Consider the following 19,611-nt stretch of genomic DNA (forward strand, 5'->3'; position numbering starts at 1 on the left):
TTAATTATTAATTGAATTTTCTATATGTAGCTCAGGGAAGCGAACCTCTACTTCAGCGGTAATATCTAATAGTTCTCCGCTGCCGATGACCTGCCATAGGCGCTCTTCAAGCTGCTTAGCTCTATGTTTTGCATGGATAGTGATATATTCCATTTCACGTCGTATATAGCTCATATCGGTTTTTTCTGTAGCACCGAAGTAAACGCGTAATGCCATAAAACGTCCAACTGATTGGGCATGGTGAATGAAACTAATTTGTGCATTGCGACTATTAAAATCATTCATCAGTTGCGACTGAATATTAATAGCACCTCTTCCTTGACGAGATATTTGCATGAATATTTCAAAGTATTCCACACCATCAATAGGCTTCATGGCTCTGATAGGGTCGATAATGTGCTGTTTAAACTGGGCTTCATCAAATAATGGTGTGAGGTTAAAGCTAAGTGGTTGCGTCGAACCTGCAGCAAAAAGGTGGCTAATTTCATCGTTTTTAGTACCAATACCAATACAAGCTAGTTGTGCCGATTTTTTGGTTTTTTCAACGAAATAAGGCACACCAACAAGTTGTCTTAATAGTAAATTTTTCATTCCGTCAGCGAGCTCTTTAAGCTCACCTTCATCATCCGATAGTTGCTCAAACTTATCTCGGTTGTGGTTAATAAGCTTATTAATAAACTCAACACCAGCATGAGGCTCGTGGCCAACGATGGCTGATAAATGTAATGTTTGATGATTATTACGACTACGGATTAATTGATATGGCAGGTTCTTTAATTCTGTTTTACCCGCGATAGCTTGCAGCTTTGGAAAGTGTAGACTGACTTCAGCAGGACTTGTAAATTGAGTATTATCTTCAAGGGTAAACTGCAAACCTCGAGTGGATATATCATGGGTTATACCACGGCTCTTTTTGCCTTCTTGCTCAATTTCGATAATGGTTTTAAATGCAAAACGAGCTTCTCTTCTACGCTCACTAAATGGCATAGATAAACGCTTAACGGTATTTTTTTTCAGTTTTAGCTGATTAAATATTTTAAGCGAATTGACGTTGTCGCCTTCATTAAACCATGCACGATAATTAGGCCTGACATCTTCATTAGTTAAATCAACGATCTGTAAGATATAACTAAACCTTGCCAATTGTTGTTCGGTCAATGCCGAATACTGGCTTTCATCGCCAGGAAGGGTAGAGGTTTTATAATTTAATTTATGATCAACCTTTTGTTGCGCGACCTTATAGATCCGCCAGCTCTCTTTTGCTGCGCCAAACCCAAAGAATAGCTGCATGGCATTATGTTGTTTCAGCTCATGCAATGAAGCTGAAAAATACTGGGTCACACCTTTGGCTTGGTGGGTAAAGCAAAAGAATAAACTGTGGTCAGTTTCTTCGGGGTATTTAAGTAGGTTAACTAATCGATTATTGGTCAACATGCTGGGCAGTTGACTCACTTCTTTTTCGTCAAGAAAATACTGCAAAATGGGTTGGTTGCCACGACTTAGCAGCTTGTGACTGATAAAAGGCTTACCGTCAGCTACTGATATATACAGCGGCATGTGTGCCAGCATAGGCAAGTAGTGACGCTCAAAACCTAATCCCGTAGCATTAACGATGACATCATTAACATCCACTTTATACCGAAACTTATAGCCACGGATAAGTTGGGTGAGCACTTTATCTAATTCAACGCTATCACCCATGCGCCGTAAACGCATAATAGCGCTGTCATCTTTATTCTGGATATCGACAATTTGATAGTCGACACCGTTTTGCAGGTCTTCAAAAAAGAATTCTTCGTTAAGTTCTAATAGCTTAATTCGCAGTGGTTTGTCTTGGTCAAAGCGATGCTTAGCTGGCAGTCGAACTCTGGCTCCACCAACGGATAGATCTAAGCTCGCACCGATAACGTCTGCACCGCCATCTTGAGAAGCTGAGATACGAATAGAGTAGTTCATTCGTTCTTCACTGCGATTAAAGTAACTTCCCATGACAACACCAGGTACCACTAACTCTGAACTCTCTATGGCAGGTTCTTGCTTATTTAGGCGTAATTGTTCTTTGCGATGTCTATGTTCATTAAGTACGTGCTCATAAACACCGATTGTGTACTTGTTACGATAAATTTGTAGTGCTTGGGCTAAAGAAGCTTTTGCAGGCTCATCAAGAAAGTGACGCTGTTTAGCCACGCTGACTTCTTCGCAGTGCAATTCTGTTTTATCGCGTAAATCAATTATTCGGGTACATATAGCAGAAAGGCGATTGAGTTCCATTTTGAGCAAAAATCGAGTCGAATTAGATTCGTCGATAGTCAGCTTTTCAAAGACATCTTTGAAATCTGGTTCCATCAGTAGCGGTTTGAGTTGTTCTATTAGCTGACTATGGTCTTCTATGCTCATTGGCTCTTTTCAGTTTTGGTGCGAGAACTAGGTGCTAAATATAAGTCTGACTGGTAGTCTTATCGGCTAGCGAAATACTTACTTTATACAAATTTAATTTATGTGTCTGTTAAAGCAAGTAATAAAACTATTAAAATACCATTTTAATGTAGCTTGGTTGATTATTAACCTAAAACTCTTCTTTTGATTAACTTAATGACAGTGAAGCATGGCAAAGAATAAAACAGCGTTTGTGTGTAATGAATGTGGGCAAGACTTTCCTCGTTGGCAAGGACAATGTAGTGCATGCCAAGAATGGAATACGATTTCAGAGGTGCGTATTGCTGCTGTGAAATCATCATCAACTTCTGTTGCTGGTTATGCTGGCTCTGTAGGTGGTGGCTCTAAAAAATTAGCCGAGGTTGAAGAGTTTGAAGCGCAAAAGCGATTAACCGGGATTGGCGAACTCGATAGAGTATTATGTGGCGGGTTAACGACGGGTTCAGTGAATATTATTTCTGGCGATCCTGGCGCAGGTAAAACAACGCTTTTATCTGATCTGATTGCACGTATGTCTCAAGTTATGCCATCGCTTTATTGTACTGCTGAAGAGTCACTATCGCAGTTTAAAAATCGTGTGAATCGCTTAAAGCTTAATTATAACGAAGATAACTTATATCTAATGGCGGAAACCAATGTTGAAGCCATTATTGCAGAGTTAGAAGCCAAGCAAATTAAGTTTGCTGTTATTGACTCTATCCAAGCTGTGGTCTCAGACTTAGCCAATGGTAGTCCAGGTTCACCATCACAAGTTAAAAGCAGTGCCCAAGCGTTAACTCAATACTGTAAACAAAATAACGTCACCATGTTTTTGGTTGCCCATGTTAACAAAAATAATGAAACCGCAGGGCCGCAAACCTTAATTCATATTGTCGACTGTCTCACCCATATTGAATGTAATGACGGCCAGATAAGAACCCTAAGGGCTAATAAAAACCGTTTTGGCGATGTCGATACTGTCGGTATTTTTAAGATGACAGAGCGAGGCATGATAAGTGTCGATAACCCGAGTGAAATATTCCTTTCGGGCTCGACTACTGAGTCACCAGGAGCCGCAATTACCTGTATTCGAAAGGGTAACCGTAATTTATTGTTAGAGATTCAATGTTTGACCACTGAAACTGAAGGCGAGTTTCCACAGCGTGTCTGTGTTGGGTTGAACATGAACCGAATAAAAATGCTCACAGGAGTGCTTCGAAAGCATACCCGTACCAAAATCTTTCATGATACTTACTTTAACCTTGTGGGTGGTTTGAAAATTGATGAGTCAGAGACCTGTATCGATTTAGCACTTGTGACAGCATTATTAAGCAGTCTGAATGATTTTGTCGTACCACGAACCACTTGTATCATGGGTGAGTTAAGTTTAAATGGTGATGTCAGGCCAATTGATAGCGGTGTTCCAAGAGTTAAGGAAGCAGTGCAACATGGCTTTACCGAAATCTATATTCCTCATCGAAATTATCATAAGTCGATGGAAAACTTAGGGGCTAAAATTCACCCGATTAAAACGGTTCATGAATTACTTGAACTGATAAATTAATACACTTGTTTGAATTTTAACTAGGCAAGCGACATCAGAAACGATATTATTCCTTGCCTAATTATTGTACCCGTTAGGACGTGAGCTTTTGCTGTCTAAATCATATTTGATCTTGTTACAGCATGTTCAGCACATGCTCTTTAGGGGGAGCAAGCAATTGTGATGACATAGCAATTGAGAAAACGAATACTCGTGAAGGGATACTTTTACTAATGGATTATGATGTTGTTGCTTAACTTTAAATTATTGTTGATTGCGCTTATCTGCTTTTTTGTTACAGAAGCCTCTGCCAAATCCTCTTCTCCCCAAGTATTACGTTTATATCAAACTGATTACCATTTTCAGTATCATATTGAACTTCTTAAAATGGCACTTGATAAAACTGCCGCCGATTATCCTGAAGCAAGTTTGCAATTCACTGAGCAGGTCACTCAAGGTCGCGGTTTAAAAATGCTTGAGCAGGGTGAAGTCGATGTGGCTTTTCTAGCGTCCAGCAAACAGCGTGAACAAACCTTTATTCCGGTTAAAATTCCATTATTGAAAGGCTTACTTGGATACAGGCTTTTGTTAATTCATCAAGATAATCAACAAAAATTTCTCCAGGTAAAAAACACTCAAGACTTAGGTGAATCATTTGTCGCAGGCTTTGGCAGCCATTGGGCTGATATCGATGTATTACGTCATAATGCATTACCGACACAGGATATTGGCACTGCAAGTAGTTTACATCGAATGTTGCATGCCAAACGTTTCGATTACTTTCCTCGCGGAATCAATGAAGTATGGCAAGAGCAACAACGCATAAGTAGTAAGTTGCCGGAATTAATGATTGAACCGAATATTGCGCTTGTATATAACTTACCAGTGTATGTCTTTGTGAATAAAGAGCTACCAGAATTAGCTGAAAGAATTGAGAAAGGGCTGAATAAAGCCGCGGATGATTTGTCTTTCCAAGAGTTATTTTTAAAGTATTACAGTGACTCTATTTTGAAAGCGAGGTTATCTGAGCGGCAAATTATTTACCTTGATAACCAAGATTACCCACAGACAGAACCAATAGATACTAGCTGGTGGTTATAGATAAGCTTAGTCATCTGCTGAACCTTTTCCGCTATATGCTCACAAGCTGAGCCAGCTCTCGTTGCAGTAATTCTTCATCGCCAATATTAAGTTCAATAATGCGTTTAAGGTGACTAATACTGTCTAGATCAATGTGCTGGCATTCAAGCCCTAAATGATTGGCCTCTTTATGAACAAGGAGCGTGTCCATGCTTAGCACGATATCAGAGTCAGGTAATAAAAAGCTTAATGCCACTTTTTGCCCCTTTATTGCATCGAGTCCATCAGGTGTTGAAATTAAGGCACCCTTGATACTTAAATCTAGAATATCTGTACGATAGCTTTTATCTTCAATCTTGATTGAAGCTGTAGCCGCAAATAATGCACGTGTGAACTTTCTTCTTTCATCCATAAAACATTCCACCCACTTACTGAACTCACAAATTGTAGATGCTGAAGTAAACAGTCATCAGTAATCTGTTTTGATTTATAAAGAATACGCTATCTAAAAATGAATGCCAATAATGACTTAGTTAACGCGCTATGTTGGAACATAGTCATGAGGCAAATGGTTAGTTTGCCGCTTTATTGCAAACGTAAAAAAGGAGCCTAAGGCTCCTTTTTTGTCTGCTAATTATCTAAAGCAAGGTGTTTAGCTGATACTCAATTTGATTGTTGAACTGAGTCAATTATGGCGTTAACCACTAAACTAACAAATGACCACACAGTGCAATCACTGGCAGTGTGACTAAAGTACGTAGAATAAATACCACAAACAACTCAAAGAAGTTTACTGGGATTTTACTGCCAATTAATAACGCGCCAACTTCACTCATGTAAATTAACTGAGTAACAGATAAAGCGGCAATCACAAAGCGGGTTAAGTCTGATTCAATAGAGCTGGCTAAAATTGATGGTAAGAACATGTCTGCAAAACCCACAACGATGGTGGTTGAAGCCACATCAGCTTCAGGTATTTGTAGCAGTTCAAGTAACGGGATAAATGGCATGCCTAAATAATCAAAAATAGGCGTATTTTCTGCTAAAACTAAGGCAACAGTACCAATGGCCATGACCACAGGAATAATACCAAACACCATATCGACGACATTCTTAACACCTTCTTGTAGAACATGTTTAACGCCACCAGCACGAGATGCTTTATTGAGTGCTTGCTCAAAGCCCCAAGACATTACCCCATGTCCCTGTGGGATCATTTCATCATCAGGGTGACGAGGCGTGTTATCTATGTATAAATCTTTTTTCCAGGATAAAGGAGGCAATTTAGGCACAATAATGGCAGCAACAAAACCTGCTAAACAAACCGTTAAGTAAAAAGGCACAAATAAATGTTCAAGCTGAACTTGTGAAATTACGACTAAACTAAAGGTAATTGATACAGCAGAGAAGGTTGTACCGATAACCGCAGCTTCACGTTCAGTGTATAAACGTGTCTCGTATTGTTTGTTGGTCATTAAAATACCAACGCTGCCATCACCTAACCAAGACGCCATACAATCGATAGCACTTCTTCCTGGTAAGTTGAAGATGGGACGCATTAGCTTGGTCAGCATAGTGCCGAAAAACTCTAATAAGCCAAAGTTCAGTAACAGAGGTAATAACATTCCAGCGAAAATGAATACGGAAAATAGCACTGGAAGAAGGTCGTTCAGTACTAATGCTCCAGTATCAGCAGAATAGATTGCCTCAGATCCGATTTCTAAATAGGTCAGTACAATAAATACAGCACCCAAAATACGTACGATTAACCAAAATGGCGACACGTTGAGTAGGGTATTCAAAAAGGCGCTTTCTTGAACCAGTTTAGGTTTAATGATTTTACAAAGTACCGATATGATTGCCATAAACACGACGATACAGGTGACAATCAGCGGTAAAATCTCGGCAAATTGGCTCTGAACCGCTTTAGACATGATAGCAATTGGGATCGTAATTGCGTCGTTATAGCTTATCGGTGTCATGAATAATAACAAACCGATCAGTGACGGAATGATAAAGGTCAGTATTGTCTTTATGTTATGTTTTTGTTTTTCTTGAGTCACTTTATATATGCCTTACCCATTGACCAAATTTTTATGGTTGATTATGTCTAACCGTCCGGTGGGGAAACTGCTGAATGTCCATTCAAAGATGCGTTAAGCGAGGCAAGGTTACCTGCTTATCTAGCCTATGTAAAACTATTCACTTTAACGAATAGTTATTGAGTTATTTTGCTTATCTATATTCTATAGCTTTTGTTGGTAAATGCACGTATTAATTCCTTTGTAATCATAATGTTGTGGCATTGTTTTGTGTGAGTTTTGCGGGTGTTATTTAGGTTGGGTGCGGTTGTTTTAACTTTGAAGTGTTTTCAACTTCGGCAGATTTACGATATTTTATTAAATTAAGTTAGTAAACATTAGACGTGGATAGAGGTTTTATCAATTATGATTAAGTATGATAGAGCCGAATTTACAAGGAACTTACCTAGTTGTGATAATAAATAAAACGGAAAAGATTGCTAGATTAGCTTACCTATTTGGTTTGCTTGGTCTGTTCGGTCTTTTTCTGGGTATTGTAATATCGGTTTTAGTTGAATACATACAGTACGGTGACAAGTACAGTTTATTGCAGTTTTCTCTGAGTGAACTCGGTACTTATAATCGTTCATCCACTGCGATATTGATTAATGGCGGTTTGTTTTTTGGCAGTTTGAGTTTAACCATGAGTTGCATATTTGGTTTACAGATGAGCCAGCGGTTAAGTGGTGGCTTATTATGGTTATCCTTAATTATCACGTTCATTTCTCTTGCGGCTATCGGCTTATTTCCTCTCAATGTGCATCACTTACACATCCAAGCTGTTTCTATCTATATCTACTTTGGATTTTTCAGCGCGGCTTTATGTATTATCGAATGTGCTATAAAACGAAAAGCTGCATTGAGCATGCCGTTTATATTCAGCGGTATTATTTTACTGATCCATGGCGCCATTTTATCCCATGAGTATTGGCGTGAAAGTCTAGGTGCTAAGCCCATATCTGATGGCATGTTGTTTCAAGCGATAGTGTCTCAATCACCTAAACCAGAAGTGTGGTGGTTATCAATTCTATTTTGGTGCAGTATTGTGACGATGTGGCTATGGATGTTGAGTATTTGCCGGTGGTATTTTCTACCCCACCGACAAATGAAGGCTAATTAATACTGTTGACGATTAAGCGCTATTACACTTGCGCTAATCCAGCTTGACCGAACCAGTAGCCATTACATTGTTGAGTGTTGATATGACTGAAAGGCAGTTCGTATTTATCGTCAACCACATCATGAGATAGTGCATTTGTTAGCTCATTGGCAAGATCAAGGCATGCAAGACTACTTGGCGACACTCTAAAGTAATCGACCCCCATTTGCTGCATCGATATTATCTCTTGGGTCAAATCAATATTCGCAGCCGACTGAGTTTGTACACCGTTTAACCTTAATAGCGCTTGTTGTTCTTGGGTTTGAGCTAAAATCCCTTTAGGGTGCTGCTGACAAATTGTTTCGCAGTTATCTTTATTCAAACCAAAATGTTTTGCGGTAAAACAACGAGCCGAATGAGCGAGTGGAATATATCCATGGCCCATGACTTCGACTTCGAAGCTTGCCTTGGTTGGCTCACTAATGACACTTTCTAACCAAGCTTTTGATAATTCATAAGGCATGACAAACCGCTTCATACCCATGGCCTGTAAAATGTCTAAACTGGCACGATTATAGTTATTAATCGTAGGGCCGCAGATAAAAGGAATATTAGCTTGTCTAGCAAGTTGTACGGCTGCCATGTCATTGGCTTCAATACTAAACTCACCATTATCAATATGCTTTTTAAGTTCAGTTAACTCTGACTGTGCTTCAATTAAAGCCATTGTCGATAACACCACGTTTTTGCCATGGCTTTTGAGCATATGTGCCAATTCAAGGTAATCTTTGAATTTTAAAAGGCGGCGGCGACTGCATACTGTTTCACCAAGATAAACAGTATCAATCTGGCTATTCGCAGCCTGTTGATAGAAATCTTCAATAGTGGCTTTATCCCAGCAATAGCTTACTGGCGCGAGAGATATTTTCATTATTATTACCTTACTGCCATTGACGTTCGTATGCGCCTAACGTGGTGACTTGCCCTTCAGAAACTTTAGCGAGTACTTGATTCCATCTAGCTTGCTCTGTAAATGACTCAGGGTGTGTTAAAAAGCTATCAATCGCTTCTCGCCAAACTCGGGTGACTTGCTCTACATAGGCTGGGCTGCGCTGTCTTCCTTCAATCTTTAAAGATTTTATCCCTGCTGATGCTAATTGTGGCAGTAAGCTAAGAGTATTAAGGCTTGTAGGTGACTCAAGTAAGTATTTGGCTTGTGTTTGATTTTCAGCGATATAGCGGCCTTTACACACAACTGGGTAACCTAATTGCTGATCAACATCAGAGGTATCAATGAGTACTTCATTTAAGCGTGTTAAGCATTTATCACCTTGTTCTTGCCATCTCACATGTTTTGCAGGAGAGCACGAACCACCGGTATTGGGTGATTGACCTGTGACATATGAAGATAAGTGACAACGGCCTTCGGCCATAATACATAGGCTGCCAAAGGCAAAAACTTCAAGATCAACGGTACTATTTTTAGCTAAGTCTTTGACTTGCTTTATGGATAGCACCCTTGGCAACACTGCTCGCTCAATATTGAAAGCCTGCTGATAGAAGTCTAATGCGGCTAGATTGGTTGCACTGGCTTGAACTGACAGGTGCAAGGGTAAATGAGGGTAGCGTCGACTGGCGTAATCCAATAATGAGATATCGGCAGTGATCAGCGCATCCATCCCTATGTTGGCTGCTAAATCAATCGCTTGATACCAACGGGATTCTTCACCAGGTTTTGGGAAGGTGTTTAATGTTAAAAATACCTTTCGACCTTGGCTATGTGCCAGTTTAGTGGCTTGTTTTATTTGTTCAGGGGTGAAATTTAGTCCCGCGAATGAGCGGGCATTGGTATCATCTTTTAAACCAAGATAAACCGCATCTGCACCAGCTCTAAAAGCGGCTTTTAATGAGGCTAAATTTCCTGCAGGGCACAAGAGTTCCATATTCTCTCTCTCAAATTTCGATTGAAAGTGAGTGTAAAGTTGAATGACATCACATGATTTGATTTGAAACAGGTTTCAATTGATAAAATGTGAGTAAACTAGCTTAAATTGGAATCTTGTCAGTGTAGGAGTATGAATGTCTTTCGGTTTTTCAGGAAAGGTTGCTAAAAATTTGCTTAATATCGCCCCTAAAGTCGCCACCCAGTCTCTTGCTGTTGTCCCTGAAAAGGTAAAGTTGGATATTCTGGCTAAGATGTTGTCACTTTCGTTAAGTGAACAAATTAAATTTGGTGAGTTAGATTTTCTGCAAGGTAAGTGGGTTGCTATTTGTGTGCAAGACATCGCGCTCAACTTTGAAATTAGTTACGATCAACAGTTATTATTACGTCCTTTGACGCAAGCCGATGTAACGTTTACTGCCAATGTGCCTGAGTTATTACTGGTTGCTGCGGCCAAAGAAGATCCTGACACGTTATTTTTTCAACGTAAGCTGCGTATTGAAGGCGATACCGAACTCGGCCTTGAAGTGAAAAACTTATTGCTCGGTATTGAGCTTGATACGTTACCAGCAGCGGTAAAGCTTAGCATTGAAAAGTTAGCTATCACGCTACAAACGTTACAAGGCTATGCTAATGAGCAGGCAGCCGCAACGGCGTAATATTCAGTCATAATGACTCAGATGAAGAGCGTTAGACATGGGATGAATATAAACATCAAAAAAGGCGCTAATTAGCGCCTTTTTTGTCATGTAGTTTAAGGGTTAAACCTTACCTGTAATGACTTCATATTTATATTGCAGCTCAGCTGGGGTTTCTGCGTGGCTGGGATCAGGATCAATGCAATCAATAGGGCAAACCGAAACACAGGTCGGTTTAGCATAGTGGCCTACGCATTCGGTACATAGCGCAGGATCAATTTCATAGATCTCTTCACCCATGGTGATGGCCTCATTAGGGCACTCAGGCTCACACATGTCGCAGTTAATGCAGCTATCGTCGATTAGTAATGCCATCTAGTTCATATACCTTATAAAATTCATCTGTAACAATTGCTTATGTATATTCCATATAATGGTAAAAATTACCCTGTCCCGACGTTCAATGATTCATACAGCGGATTTTCATGCACTTAACCATGAATAATGACCTGAATGAAGACAAAGACTTAATAAGCGTTGAATGACTGCGCTGATCTAATGCGTTTTAACACGCTATAAATCTTTCAATCGATGATTATATCACACAGAGATAGCCCGCCTAGGGTTAAGCGAGAAATTCACCGGCTAGCGCATGTTTTGCAGTGGAGATTATCGCGACCACTGCTAATTCAATGAAAGGATTCATTTTTGAAGGGTTTGACCCTCTATTTCAGATTATGAAGTGAATGAGTTGGCTACTATTATGTAGCAATTATCATTTAGCTACTATGATTTAACTAAGCCCTCAGAACCACTTTTTGCTGACTTATCGAGAATAAAAAATGGAAGATAAAAGCCCAACCCAGCAACAGTATGATGATGTTTTATCATTTTCAGATCGATTACATCAATCAGGGTGCGCACCATACTCAGTGGCGAAATATACTCAGTCTTATGCGGCTCATCATCAGATAGATATCGCCATTGATGTTACCCCAACTAAAATTGTGACCATTTTCGAGCAACCCACTCAAAAAATGGTGATGCAAACTAAAAATCCACCGTCAGTCAATTTACGCAATTTGGTGGCAACCCTAAAGGCAATACACTCAAAAGAAAACTATCAAGGGGTGCCGAGTTACTCAAATTTTACTTTAGGCATTGCCAACCTATTACTGCCGCCTTGCTATTTGATGCTGGTGGGGAGCACGTATCTTGCGGCAATGATTTCGGTTTTTTTAGGGTTAATCGCCTGGTTAGCTCAACTAATGTGCACCGGGCAGCGAGCAATGCTGGTTGAGTTCATTGTGGCGTTTATTGCCAGTTTTGTGGTGGGGATATTAGCCGCTCAATTTCCTGAGTTACCGGTGTTAGCTTTATGCATCTCATCCATTGTGCTGTTTATTCCAGGGCTTACTGTCACCAATGGTTTAGCTAGTCTTGCCTTAAATGACTTTCGCTCAGGCATAGAGTTATTGGCCCAAAGTAGTTTGGTGGTAATAAAAATATTCATTGGCGTGGTGATGGGCTTAGGCTTATCAAACTTGCTTGTCGGCCATGTAGCCGCTGCGCCATTTATTAATGAAATCCCTTTAGGTTTGCATATTCTGGCGTTAATTGGCATATCGGTTGCGATTGGACTGATTTTTAATGCCAGTTGGCAAGACATTATTATTGGCCTGCCCGCTGCTGCAGTTGGCATGTGGGGGCCACATTGGTTTACCTCTGATTGGGTTATCGGCACTTGGATTAGCACCATGATTATCACTCTTTATGGGCTGTTAGCCGGTAAAGCACGTAAAGTGCCTGCGTTAGTGTATATTATCCAAGGGGTGATCATTTTAGTGCCAGGAAGCCGGATCATCGTTGGTGCCAGTGAGTCATTCTTTGCCACTGCAATATTGCCTATCCCCAGTATTGGTATGTCAGCATTATTGATGTTTTGTTCGATTATGGCAGGGCAGATCATGGTTTATTCTATTTTCAATGACCGCTTTTTGTTTAACCATAAACGCAACTAATCGATATTAATTGAGAAAAACTAAACACATGAAAAAAGCGCCTAATGGCGCTTTTTCGTTGTCATGTTTTATCGACGTTTTTTGATTATCGATTAGACTGTCACATCGCGACGAATTGCTCTGCCAGGCTTAGCATCCATAAGCAATTGTCCCTTATCAATAATCGATTGGCCATTGACTAGTACATGCTGCATACCCACTGAAAGCTTATTGGGCTCAGTAAATGAGGCCATATCTTTAAAGCTATTGAGATCAAATACCACTATGTCAGCATCTTTACCCACTTGCATACGGCCTTTGTTACGCATTTGCGGCACAGCATCTTCGATGATATGACACGCATTGAGGCTGGTGCGCTTCATTGCCTCGACTAAATTGACTTCTTTATACTCAACCACGTATTTATTTACAAAGCGGGCAAAACACCCGACCGAGCGGGGGTGAGCAAAAGCATCGTTAGGCAATGGCCATACATCACCTTCAATCAATTTACCTTTGCTGTCCATCCACGGCATGGCATCAGAGGCAATAGCGGCGTTAGGAAACAACACCGAACGCTTCATCATGCGTAAGTCTTCTTTACTGTCGTCAGGCTTTAAGAAGTGAATAACGATTACTTCACCAGGGTTGGTTTTTCGTAGTTCATCGATTTTGGTTTGGGTCATAGGTACGCCATTGGCTTCCATGTAACTTGCATCGGGAACGCCAAAGCGGTCAATCCATTCTGGGCCAGCAAATAAGGCCGCGCCCACAGGTGTTGAGCCTGCGCCATAGGGGTAAGCTTCAGTGGTAATCGGCAAACCAGAATCAACAGCTTCTTGCACTAGGTCGGCGCAATCATCAATGTCTCGCACCGAGGTACTGTTGAGGTGACAAATATGCATATGTGCCCCAGTGGTGGCGGCTAAACTGATTAACTCTTGATAGGCTTCAAAGCTTGATCTGGGCTCCATGCCGTTGGCATAACGTACATGGGTGAAGGTCGGTACATCAAAACTTTTGGCCAGTTTAGCTAAGCCGTAATACTCTTTATGGCCATAGGCGGGAGCATAACCGCCATTAATACCAATCCCTAAACCACCTTCTTTTAAGCCTTGTTCAACATCAGACAATATCGTATTTAGCTGTGCGTCGGTGGCGAGATCATTTTGCCAATTTTTTAAACTAAAGGCATTCTGAAACCAAGTAATGGTGCCATCTGCGGGCGAAATTTCACTTTCAATTGCCATAATGCGGGCATAGGTCCAAGCTACTGAGGCGCCGTAGTTAATTGGGCGACCTTCTTTAGCTGTGTCATCATAATACTTACCAATGGGTAATAGGCCTGATTCCAACTCAAGGGCGGTGGTGACACCATCGAAGGCTTGAGCTCTGGCTGCGGGTAATTGTTGTCCATGGGCGTGAAGGTCGATAAAGCCAGGGGCAACCACAAGCCCGCTGGCATCAATGACTTTTTTACCTGTGAGCTTTTCTGTCGATATAGCGGCAATTTTGTCGTCTTTAATGCCTACATTGCGTACGGCATCTAAACCCGTTTCGGCATCAATGACACGGCCATTAGTAATCACTACATCAAACGGGCCTGTTTGATTTGGCATTAACTGTGGCTTTTGTGGACCCTTGTTAGTTTCTGCTGTGGCAGTCGATGAAAGTGTTATTGCAGCGGCACCAATAGCCAGTTTTTTCATGGTATCGCGCTTGGTTTGATCAACTTCAGCGGTTAATTTGTCATCTTGATTTAACTCGGACATCATTTACTCCTTTCTCGCCAGTATCCTTGATTATCATGCTATTAATTATCAGCCAAGCATTTACAGCTTGTCATTAACAGCTTTAGTGGGCCGTTTACTGCATAGTCGTTTTATATTTAAACCACTAAGCTAGCTAACTTTTCACGCATTATTTTTTCGTCCATGCCACCTTTGGGGGCAATAAAGACTAAACGGGTTGCTCTTGCTTCATCGTGTTCCCACGGCTCGCCAACAGTGACATTGGCGCGTTGGCCAGTACATTGAAATATACAGCGATGATCAGGTCGATCAGATAAATTTAAAATACCTTTCATGCGGTAGGCATCGACTGAAAACTGCTGTAATAGCGGATAGAGGCTTTGCAAAGACAGCGGCTTGTCGGTTTCGAAGCTAAAAGTATCAAAGCTGTGGTTTACATGGTCATGATGGTTGCATTGGCTGTGGTCATGGTCTGCACCTTGGTGCTGACAAGTATGCTCATGGCTAAGTTTTACTAACCGCTCAGGTACATCAAATAAAATCGGTAGTGCGACGTTTCCAAACTCCATTTCAACCAGTTTGGCAAAAGGGGCTTGGGTTTGGCACCATGCTTTAACTTTTTCCAGCTGCTCAGTTGCCACTAAATCAACTTTATTAACTAGCACGATATCGGCGACTTGTATTTGTTGCTCTGACAAGCTGGCCATTGAACCTTCTAAACTTAAAATATTCTCAGCATCGATAGTGGTGATAATCGCGTTCAATGGCGCGTGTGCTTGTAGTTCAGGATCTTCAAATTGCAATGCCACTTCTTTAGGTTCGGCAATACCTGAGGTTTCAACAATAATATGATCAGGGCGCTCTTCAAGTGCCAGTATGCGCATCACTGAGACCACTAAACCTTCGGCAAGATTGCAACACACACAGCCATTTTCGAGGCTAATCATATTGTCGCTTTGGGATTTTACTAGCTCTGCATCGACATTAATTGAACCAAAGTCATTTACGATAACGGCCATACGCATGCCATCGGCATTGGTTAGGATATGGTTTAACAGGGTGGTTTTCCCGGCACCTAAAAAACCCGCTAAAATGGTCACTGGAATAGGTTTTTTATTCATTGACGTTTCTCTATATGATTTACTTTTTAACGAAAAAGCTCGGTATTACCCGAGCTTTATGATTTTAGGCATAATGGTTATGCAACCACTGGATTACGAACTGCTAAGCCAGGATTTACATCTAAATGCAATTCACCATTTTCGATAATAGGTGTACCATTTACGATCACATGATGCATCCCTTCTGAGAGTGCATTAGGCGCATCAAAGGTCGCTAGCACTTTGATTTCGTCAAGTTTAAATAAGACTAAATCAGCATCTTTACCCACTTGAATACGGCCTTTGTTTTTCATTTGAGGAACACTGTTTTCTAATATTCGACACGCATTTAAGCTCGTACGCTCCATCGCTTCGAGTAGTGTAACTGCTTTGTATTCATTGAGGTATTTACTGATAAAGCGAGTAAAACAAGCAAGCGATCTTGGATGAGCAATAGCATCACTTGGTAATGGCCATACATTACCTTCGATTAATTGCCCCTTAGGATTCATCCATGGCATTGCATCGGATGCAATGGCTGCGCCTGGAAATAATACTGAGCGGTCCATTTTATGGCGATCGGATTTACTTTCATCAGGTTTTAAAAAGTGCATTACTACCACTGTACCTGGCGCATTTGCTTGAAGCTCAGTGACTTTTTCTTGTGTTAAGGCTTTACCATTTGCTTCCATGTAGCTTGCACTTGGCACTCCCCAGCGCTCTAGCCAATCATCACCGCGGAAAACTTCTGCGCCGATCACTGATGAACCAGCACCGTAAGGATAAGCTTCTGTTGTCACCGATAAGCCTGCATCAACCGCATCTTGAACTAAATCAGCACAATCTTCGATATCTTGCACTGAGGTACTGTTAAGGTGACAAATATGCATGTGTGCACCGGTGGTTGCCGATAAACTGATCAGTTCTTGGTAGGCTTCAAAGCTTGATTTAGGCTCTGCGCTATTTAAGTAACGCACGTGGGTATAAGTAGGCATTTCATAGCGTTTAGCTAGCTTTGCTAATTCGTAGTACTCTTTATGGCCATAACCTGGTGCATAGCCAGCGTTAATACCAATGCCCAAACCTCCCTCTTTAAGGCCTTGCTCAACATAGTTTAAAATGGATTTAAGCTCATCTTTTGTCGCAAGGGTGTTTTGCCAGTTATTTTTAGAAAATGCTTGTTGAAACCAAACAATCGTACCGTCTGCTGGAGGCATTGTGGGCTCTTTTGCCGTGATACGAGCATAAGTCCATGCAACAGAGGCGCCGTAGTTAATAGGGCGGCCCTCTTTGGCTGTGTCATCATAGAATTTAGCAATAGGTAGCAACCCCGACTCCATTTCAAGAGCGGTGGTTACACCATCAAATGCTTGTGCTCGTGCAGCCGGAAGCTGTTGACCATGCGCGTGCATATCAATAAAGCCCGGCGCAACCACTAAGCCTGTGGCATCAATGACTTTTTTGCCTTGTAATTTATCTGTTGAAATGGCGGCAATACGATTGCCTTTAAGGCCGACGTTACGAATGGCATCTAATTTAGTTTCAGGGTCAATGACCCGGCCATTTTCAATAACAATATCAAATGGGCCCTTTTCATTGGCCATTAGCTTAATTTGCTGCTCAGTAAGTTTGTCTGATGCGGCTTGCAAAACTGAGGCAAATGGAAGCGCTGCAGTACCAACAGCACCCGCTGCAAGCTTAGTTAGCGTAGTACGCTTTGACTGGTCGACATTGTTAGTGGTTAAATCATTTAGCTTGGTATCGTCTTTCATTTTTTATCCTCATTTATTCATGCAATAAAAATAGTAAAAACTGGCAACATGTGAAACGGCAAGCACCATAAAAGCTACTTTAAACAGCTTTGCTCTAAATTTGGATAATGTAAAGCACACTTTGATGCTTTTGTTGCGCAATCGTGTCTTTGGGGGCGAATAATAAATATTTCAGGGCTTAGGGTTACGGCTTTGTTAGCTTCGGTTGCTCGTATCGCTTTGAGTTTGTTACTGATATTGCGTTAATGATAAAATTTTGCCGCTGTAAAACTTATTACTGATATTAATTAATAGCATAGATTAGAGGAACTCACATTTGAAGGGTCTAACCCTTCAAGTTTTGACCAACCTTGGCCAATAATAAATAAATGATAGGTGATAACTGACTAAATGATAGGTCATGAGTTTTTATATGTAGTAGGCTGGATCTTGAGTGGGCGATAGAGTTGGGTAGGTGATAGAGTTGAGTAGGTGATAGAAGTTGAGTAGGTGATAGAAGTTGAGTGAAAGGTAGAGATTGAGTCAAAGGTAGAGATTGAGTCAAAGTGGTGGCTTGTATTGCATTGGCGGGTAAACACTTTCTCAACAGTCACAGTTATGGCCTAAAAGGCAATAACTGCAACAGCTGAAAACGGATAACCATCCCCTGGTTAGACTGACTTATGTAGCAGGTCTAGGTAACGGGTTCAATCGCTTGATGTGGATTGCGGCTATCTTGCCCTTGAGGCAGATTGCGCATTAAAATTGCTTTATCCAGCTCGACTTCTGCCGGCACAGCTAAGAATACAAAGTGCCCTGAACCTAACCCGGCTTCTACTGATTCACCTTTGCGATTAACTAATTCTGAAATGGTTAAGGTGATATTGCCTTGCGGGGTCATCAATTCAACACTGTCACCGACAGAGAACTTGTTCTTAACGTCAATTTCAGCTGCGCCGGCATCATTGCGTTTACCGGTAAATTCACCAACAAATTGTTGGGTATCACTGATTGAGTAGCCGTAATCATAGTTCTGGTATTCGTCATGAACGTGACGACGTAAGAAGCCTTCGGTATAACCACGATGCGCCAAGCCTTCAAGGTTATGCATTAGCGTGCGGTCAAAATCTTTACCTGCCACAGCATCCTCAATGGCTTGACGATATAACTGTGCGGTTCTCGCTACGTAATAAAAAGATTTAGTACGGCCTTCAATTTTTAATGAGTCGACACCCATTTTGGTTAAACGCTCAACGTGTTGAATGGCACGTAAATCTTTTGAGTTCATAATATAAGTACCATGCTCATCTTCATAAGCAGGCATATATTCGCCTGGGCGTCCTGGTTCTTGCAATAACACCACTTCACTTGATGGCTGACCTGCGCCCAATGTTGGCGGCGTCTCTAACTGCACACTATGTTGGTCAACAAGCCCTTGTGGGTTTACCGCAATAATGTCACCGGTTTCAGTTTGCTTGGCTTCATGGACATCGTACTTCCAACGACAAGCATTGGTGCAAGTGCCTTGGTTAGGGTCGCGCTTATTGATGTAACCAGAGAGTAAGCAACGGCCTGAGTAAGCCATACATAAGGCACCATGAACGAAGACTTCTAATTCAATATCAGGACATTGCTGACGAATCTCTTCAATTTCATCAAGAGAGAGTTCACGAGATAAAATAACGCGCTTAATACCTTGCTGCTGCCAGAATTTAACTGACGCCCAGTTAATCGCATTGGCTTGAACAGATAAATGCACGGTTTGATCTGGGAAGGCTTCACGAACCATCATGATAAGACCTGGGTCTGACATGATGACCGCATCGGGTTTCATATCTATCACTGGTGCCATATCGCGGATATAGGTTTTTAGCTTTGCATTATGTGGAGCAATGTTACTCACTACATATAGCTTTTTATTTAATGCATGCGCTTCTTGGATCCCCATCGCGAGGTTTTCCATTTTAAAGTCATTGTTTCTAACGCGTAAGCTATAGCGAGGTTGACCTGCATAAACCGCATCTGCACCATAGGCAAAGGCGTAACGCATGTTCTTTAATGTTCCTGCTGGAGACAATAGCTCTGGTCTAAACATAATCACTCTCAATTTGATGGAAATTCACGCATAGCGCGGGGGGCGGCATTTTACTTAAGTATGGTTGGTTAATGCAAATAATTCCTCTGTGATTGTGGGGTTTGTCTAAATTAAGG

The 19,611-nt window shown here is 41.2% G+C and carries 15 protein-coding genes; 5 read left to right on the forward strand and 10 right to left on the reverse strand.

The window, feature by feature from the left end; all coding sequences use genetic code 11:
• Positions 1-2,397 (reverse strand): PilZ domain-containing protein, encoded by a 2,397-nt coding sequence (locus tag BCU84_RS04550; RefSeq protein WP_102526921.1) that lies wholly within the window; start codon positions 2,395-2,397, stop codon positions 1-3.
• A 208-nt stretch (positions 2,398-2,605) separates the two neighbouring features.
• Here BCU84_RS04550 and radA point away from each other — a divergent pair, with 208 nt between their 5' ends.
• A complete protein-coding gene (gene radA / locus BCU84_RS04555) occupies positions 2,606-3,979 on the forward strand; it encodes a DNA repair protein RadA (RefSeq protein ID WP_102526922.1) in 1,374 nt (457 codons plus the stop codon).
• 222 nt (positions 3,980-4,201) lie between these two features.
• On the forward strand, positions 4,202-5,059 hold the full coding sequence (locus BCU84_RS04560; RefSeq protein ID WP_102526923.1) for a diguanylate cyclase: 858 nt from the start codon (positions 4,202-4,204) through the stop codon (positions 5,057-5,059).
• Between the two features lie 31 nt (positions 5,060-5,090).
• Here BCU84_RS04560 and BCU84_RS04565 read toward each other — a convergent pair whose 3' ends face one another.
• Entirely contained in the window at positions 5,091-5,450 is a 360-nt protein-coding gene (locus BCU84_RS04565; protein ID WP_102526924.1) for a PilZ domain-containing protein, read from the reverse strand.
• Positions 5,451-5,742: 292 nt separating this feature from the next.
• The gene (locus tag BCU84_RS04570; RefSeq protein WP_198589526.1) at positions 5,743-7,101 is read right to left on the reverse strand and encodes a YjiH family protein; all 1,359 of its coding nucleotides are present in this window, start codon (positions 7,099-7,101) and stop codon (positions 5,743-5,745) included.
• 430 nt (positions 7,102-7,531) lie between these two features.
• Here BCU84_RS04570 and BCU84_RS04575 point away from each other — a divergent pair, with 430 nt between their 5' ends.
• A complete protein-coding gene (locus tag BCU84_RS04575; protein ID WP_133146617.1) occupies positions 7,532-8,239 on the forward strand; it encodes a hypothetical protein in 708 nt (235 codons plus the stop codon).
• Positions 8,240-8,261: 22 nt separating this feature from the next.
• On the opposite strand, the gene BCU84_RS04580 is transcribed toward BCU84_RS04575, so the two are convergent.
• Together BCU84_RS04580 and BCU84_RS04585 are read right to left on the reverse strand one after the other, a co-directional pair.
• Positions 8,262-9,149, reverse strand: coding sequence for a U32 family peptidase (locus tag BCU84_RS04580; RefSeq protein ID WP_102526926.1), 888 nt, complete (start codon positions 9,147-9,149; stop codon positions 8,262-8,264).
• Between the two features lie 10 nt (positions 9,150-9,159).
• Complete coding sequence (locus tag BCU84_RS04585; RefSeq protein ID WP_102526927.1) at positions 9,160-10,161, reverse strand: peptidase U32 family protein; 1,002 nt, start codon at positions 10,159-10,161, stop codon at positions 9,160-9,162.
• A 136-nt stretch (positions 10,162-10,297) separates the two neighbouring features.
• Here BCU84_RS04585 and BCU84_RS04590 point away from each other — a divergent pair, with 136 nt between their 5' ends.
• Positions 10,298-10,819, forward strand: coding sequence for an SCP2 sterol-binding domain-containing protein (locus BCU84_RS04590; protein ID WP_102477172.1), 522 nt, complete (start codon positions 10,298-10,300; stop codon positions 10,817-10,819).
• Positions 10,820-10,921: 102 nt separating this feature from the next.
• On the opposite strand, the gene BCU84_RS04595 is transcribed toward BCU84_RS04590, so the two are convergent.
• Positions 10,922-11,173: a YfhL family 4Fe-4S dicluster ferredoxin gene (locus BCU84_RS04595; RefSeq protein WP_055023738.1), complete on the reverse strand. Its 252-nt coding sequence runs from the start codon at positions 11,171-11,173 to the stop codon at positions 10,922-10,924.
• 467 nt (positions 11,174-11,640) lie between these two features.
• Here BCU84_RS04595 and BCU84_RS04600 point away from each other — a divergent pair, with 467 nt between their 5' ends.
• The gene (locus BCU84_RS04600; protein ID WP_102436178.1) at positions 11,641-12,819 is read left to right on the forward strand and encodes a threonine/serine exporter family protein; all 1,179 of its coding nucleotides are present in this window, start codon (positions 11,641-11,643) and stop codon (positions 12,817-12,819) included.
• 92 nt (positions 12,820-12,911) lie between these two features.
• On the opposite strand, the gene BCU84_RS04605 is transcribed toward BCU84_RS04600, so the two are convergent.
• The 4 genes from BCU84_RS04605 to yegQ all read right to left on the reverse strand — a co-directional run bounded on the left by BCU84_RS04605 (position 12,912) and on the right by yegQ (position 19,495).
• Positions 12,912-14,570: an amidohydrolase family protein gene (locus BCU84_RS04605; protein ID WP_102477174.1), complete on the reverse strand. Its 1,659-nt coding sequence runs from the start codon at positions 14,568-14,570 to the stop codon at positions 12,912-12,914.
• A 116-nt stretch (positions 14,571-14,686) separates the two neighbouring features.
• A complete protein-coding gene (locus BCU84_RS04610) occupies positions 14,687-15,670 on the reverse strand; it encodes a GTP-binding protein (protein ID WP_102436176.1) in 984 nt (327 codons plus the stop codon).
• A 77-nt stretch (positions 15,671-15,747) separates the two neighbouring features.
• Complete coding sequence (locus tag BCU84_RS04615) at positions 15,748-17,421, reverse strand: amidohydrolase family protein (protein ID WP_055023742.1); 1,674 nt, start codon at positions 17,419-17,421, stop codon at positions 15,748-15,750.
• A gap of 673 nt (positions 17,422-18,094) precedes the next feature.
• Complete coding sequence (gene yegQ / locus BCU84_RS04620) at positions 18,095-19,495, reverse strand: tRNA 5-hydroxyuridine modification protein YegQ (RefSeq protein ID WP_102526928.1); 1,401 nt, start codon at positions 19,493-19,495, stop codon at positions 18,095-18,097.
• Positions 19,496-19,611 lie beyond the last annotated feature (116 nt).

This window comes from Shewanella sp. 10N.286.51.B7 (assembly GCF_002873615.1).
In the GTDB taxonomy this organism is placed as follows: domain Bacteria; phylum Pseudomonadota; class Gammaproteobacteria; order Enterobacterales; family Shewanellaceae; genus Shewanella; species Shewanella electrodiphila.

Bases quoted from the DNA above. Each gene is read 5' to 3' on its own strand.
- BCU84_RS04550 (WP_102526921.1), bottom strand. From the start codon at position 2,397: ATGAGCATAGAAGACCATAGTCAGCTAATAGAACAACTCAAACCGCTA.
- radA (WP_102526922.1), top strand. From the start codon at position 2,606: ATGGCAAAGAATAAAACAGCGTTTGTGTGTAATGAATGTGGGCAAGAC.
- BCU84_RS04560 (WP_102526923.1), top strand. From the start codon at position 4,202: ATGTTGTTGCTTAACTTTAAATTATTGTTGATTGCGCTTATCTGCTTT.
- BCU84_RS04565 (WP_102526924.1), bottom strand. From the start codon at position 5,450: ATGGATGAAAGAAGAAAGTTCACACGTGCATTATTTGCGGCTACAGCT.
- BCU84_RS04580 (WP_102526926.1), bottom strand. From the start codon at position 9,149: ATGAAAATATCTCTCGCGCCAGTAAGCTATTGCTGGGATAAAGCCACT.
- BCU84_RS04585 (WP_102526927.1), bottom strand. From the start codon at position 10,161: ATGGAACTCTTGTGCCCTGCAGGAAATTTAGCCTCATTAAAAGCCGCT.
- BCU84_RS04590 (WP_102477172.1), top strand. From the start codon at position 10,298: ATGTCTTTCGGTTTTTCAGGAAAGGTTGCTAAAAATTTGCTTAATATC.
- BCU84_RS04595 (WP_055023738.1), bottom strand. From the start codon at position 11,173: ATGGCATTACTAATCGACGATAGCTGCATTAACTGCGACATGTGTGAG.
- BCU84_RS04600 (WP_102436178.1), top strand. From the start codon at position 11,641: ATGGAAGATAAAAGCCCAACCCAGCAACAGTATGATGATGTTTTATCA.
- BCU84_RS04605 (WP_102477174.1), bottom strand. From the start codon at position 14,570: ATGTCCGAGTTAAATCAAGATGACAAATTAACCGCTGAAGTTGATCAA.
- BCU84_RS04610 (WP_102436176.1), bottom strand. From the start codon at position 15,670: ATGAATAAAAAACCTATTCCAGTGACCATTTTAGCGGGTTTTTTAGGT.
- BCU84_RS04615 (WP_055023742.1), bottom strand. From the start codon at position 17,421: ATGAAAGACGATACCAAGCTAAATGATTTAACCACTAACAATGTCGAC.
- yegQ (WP_102526928.1), bottom strand. From the start codon at position 19,495: ATGTTTAGACCAGAGCTATTGTCTCCAGCAGGAACATTAAAGAACATG.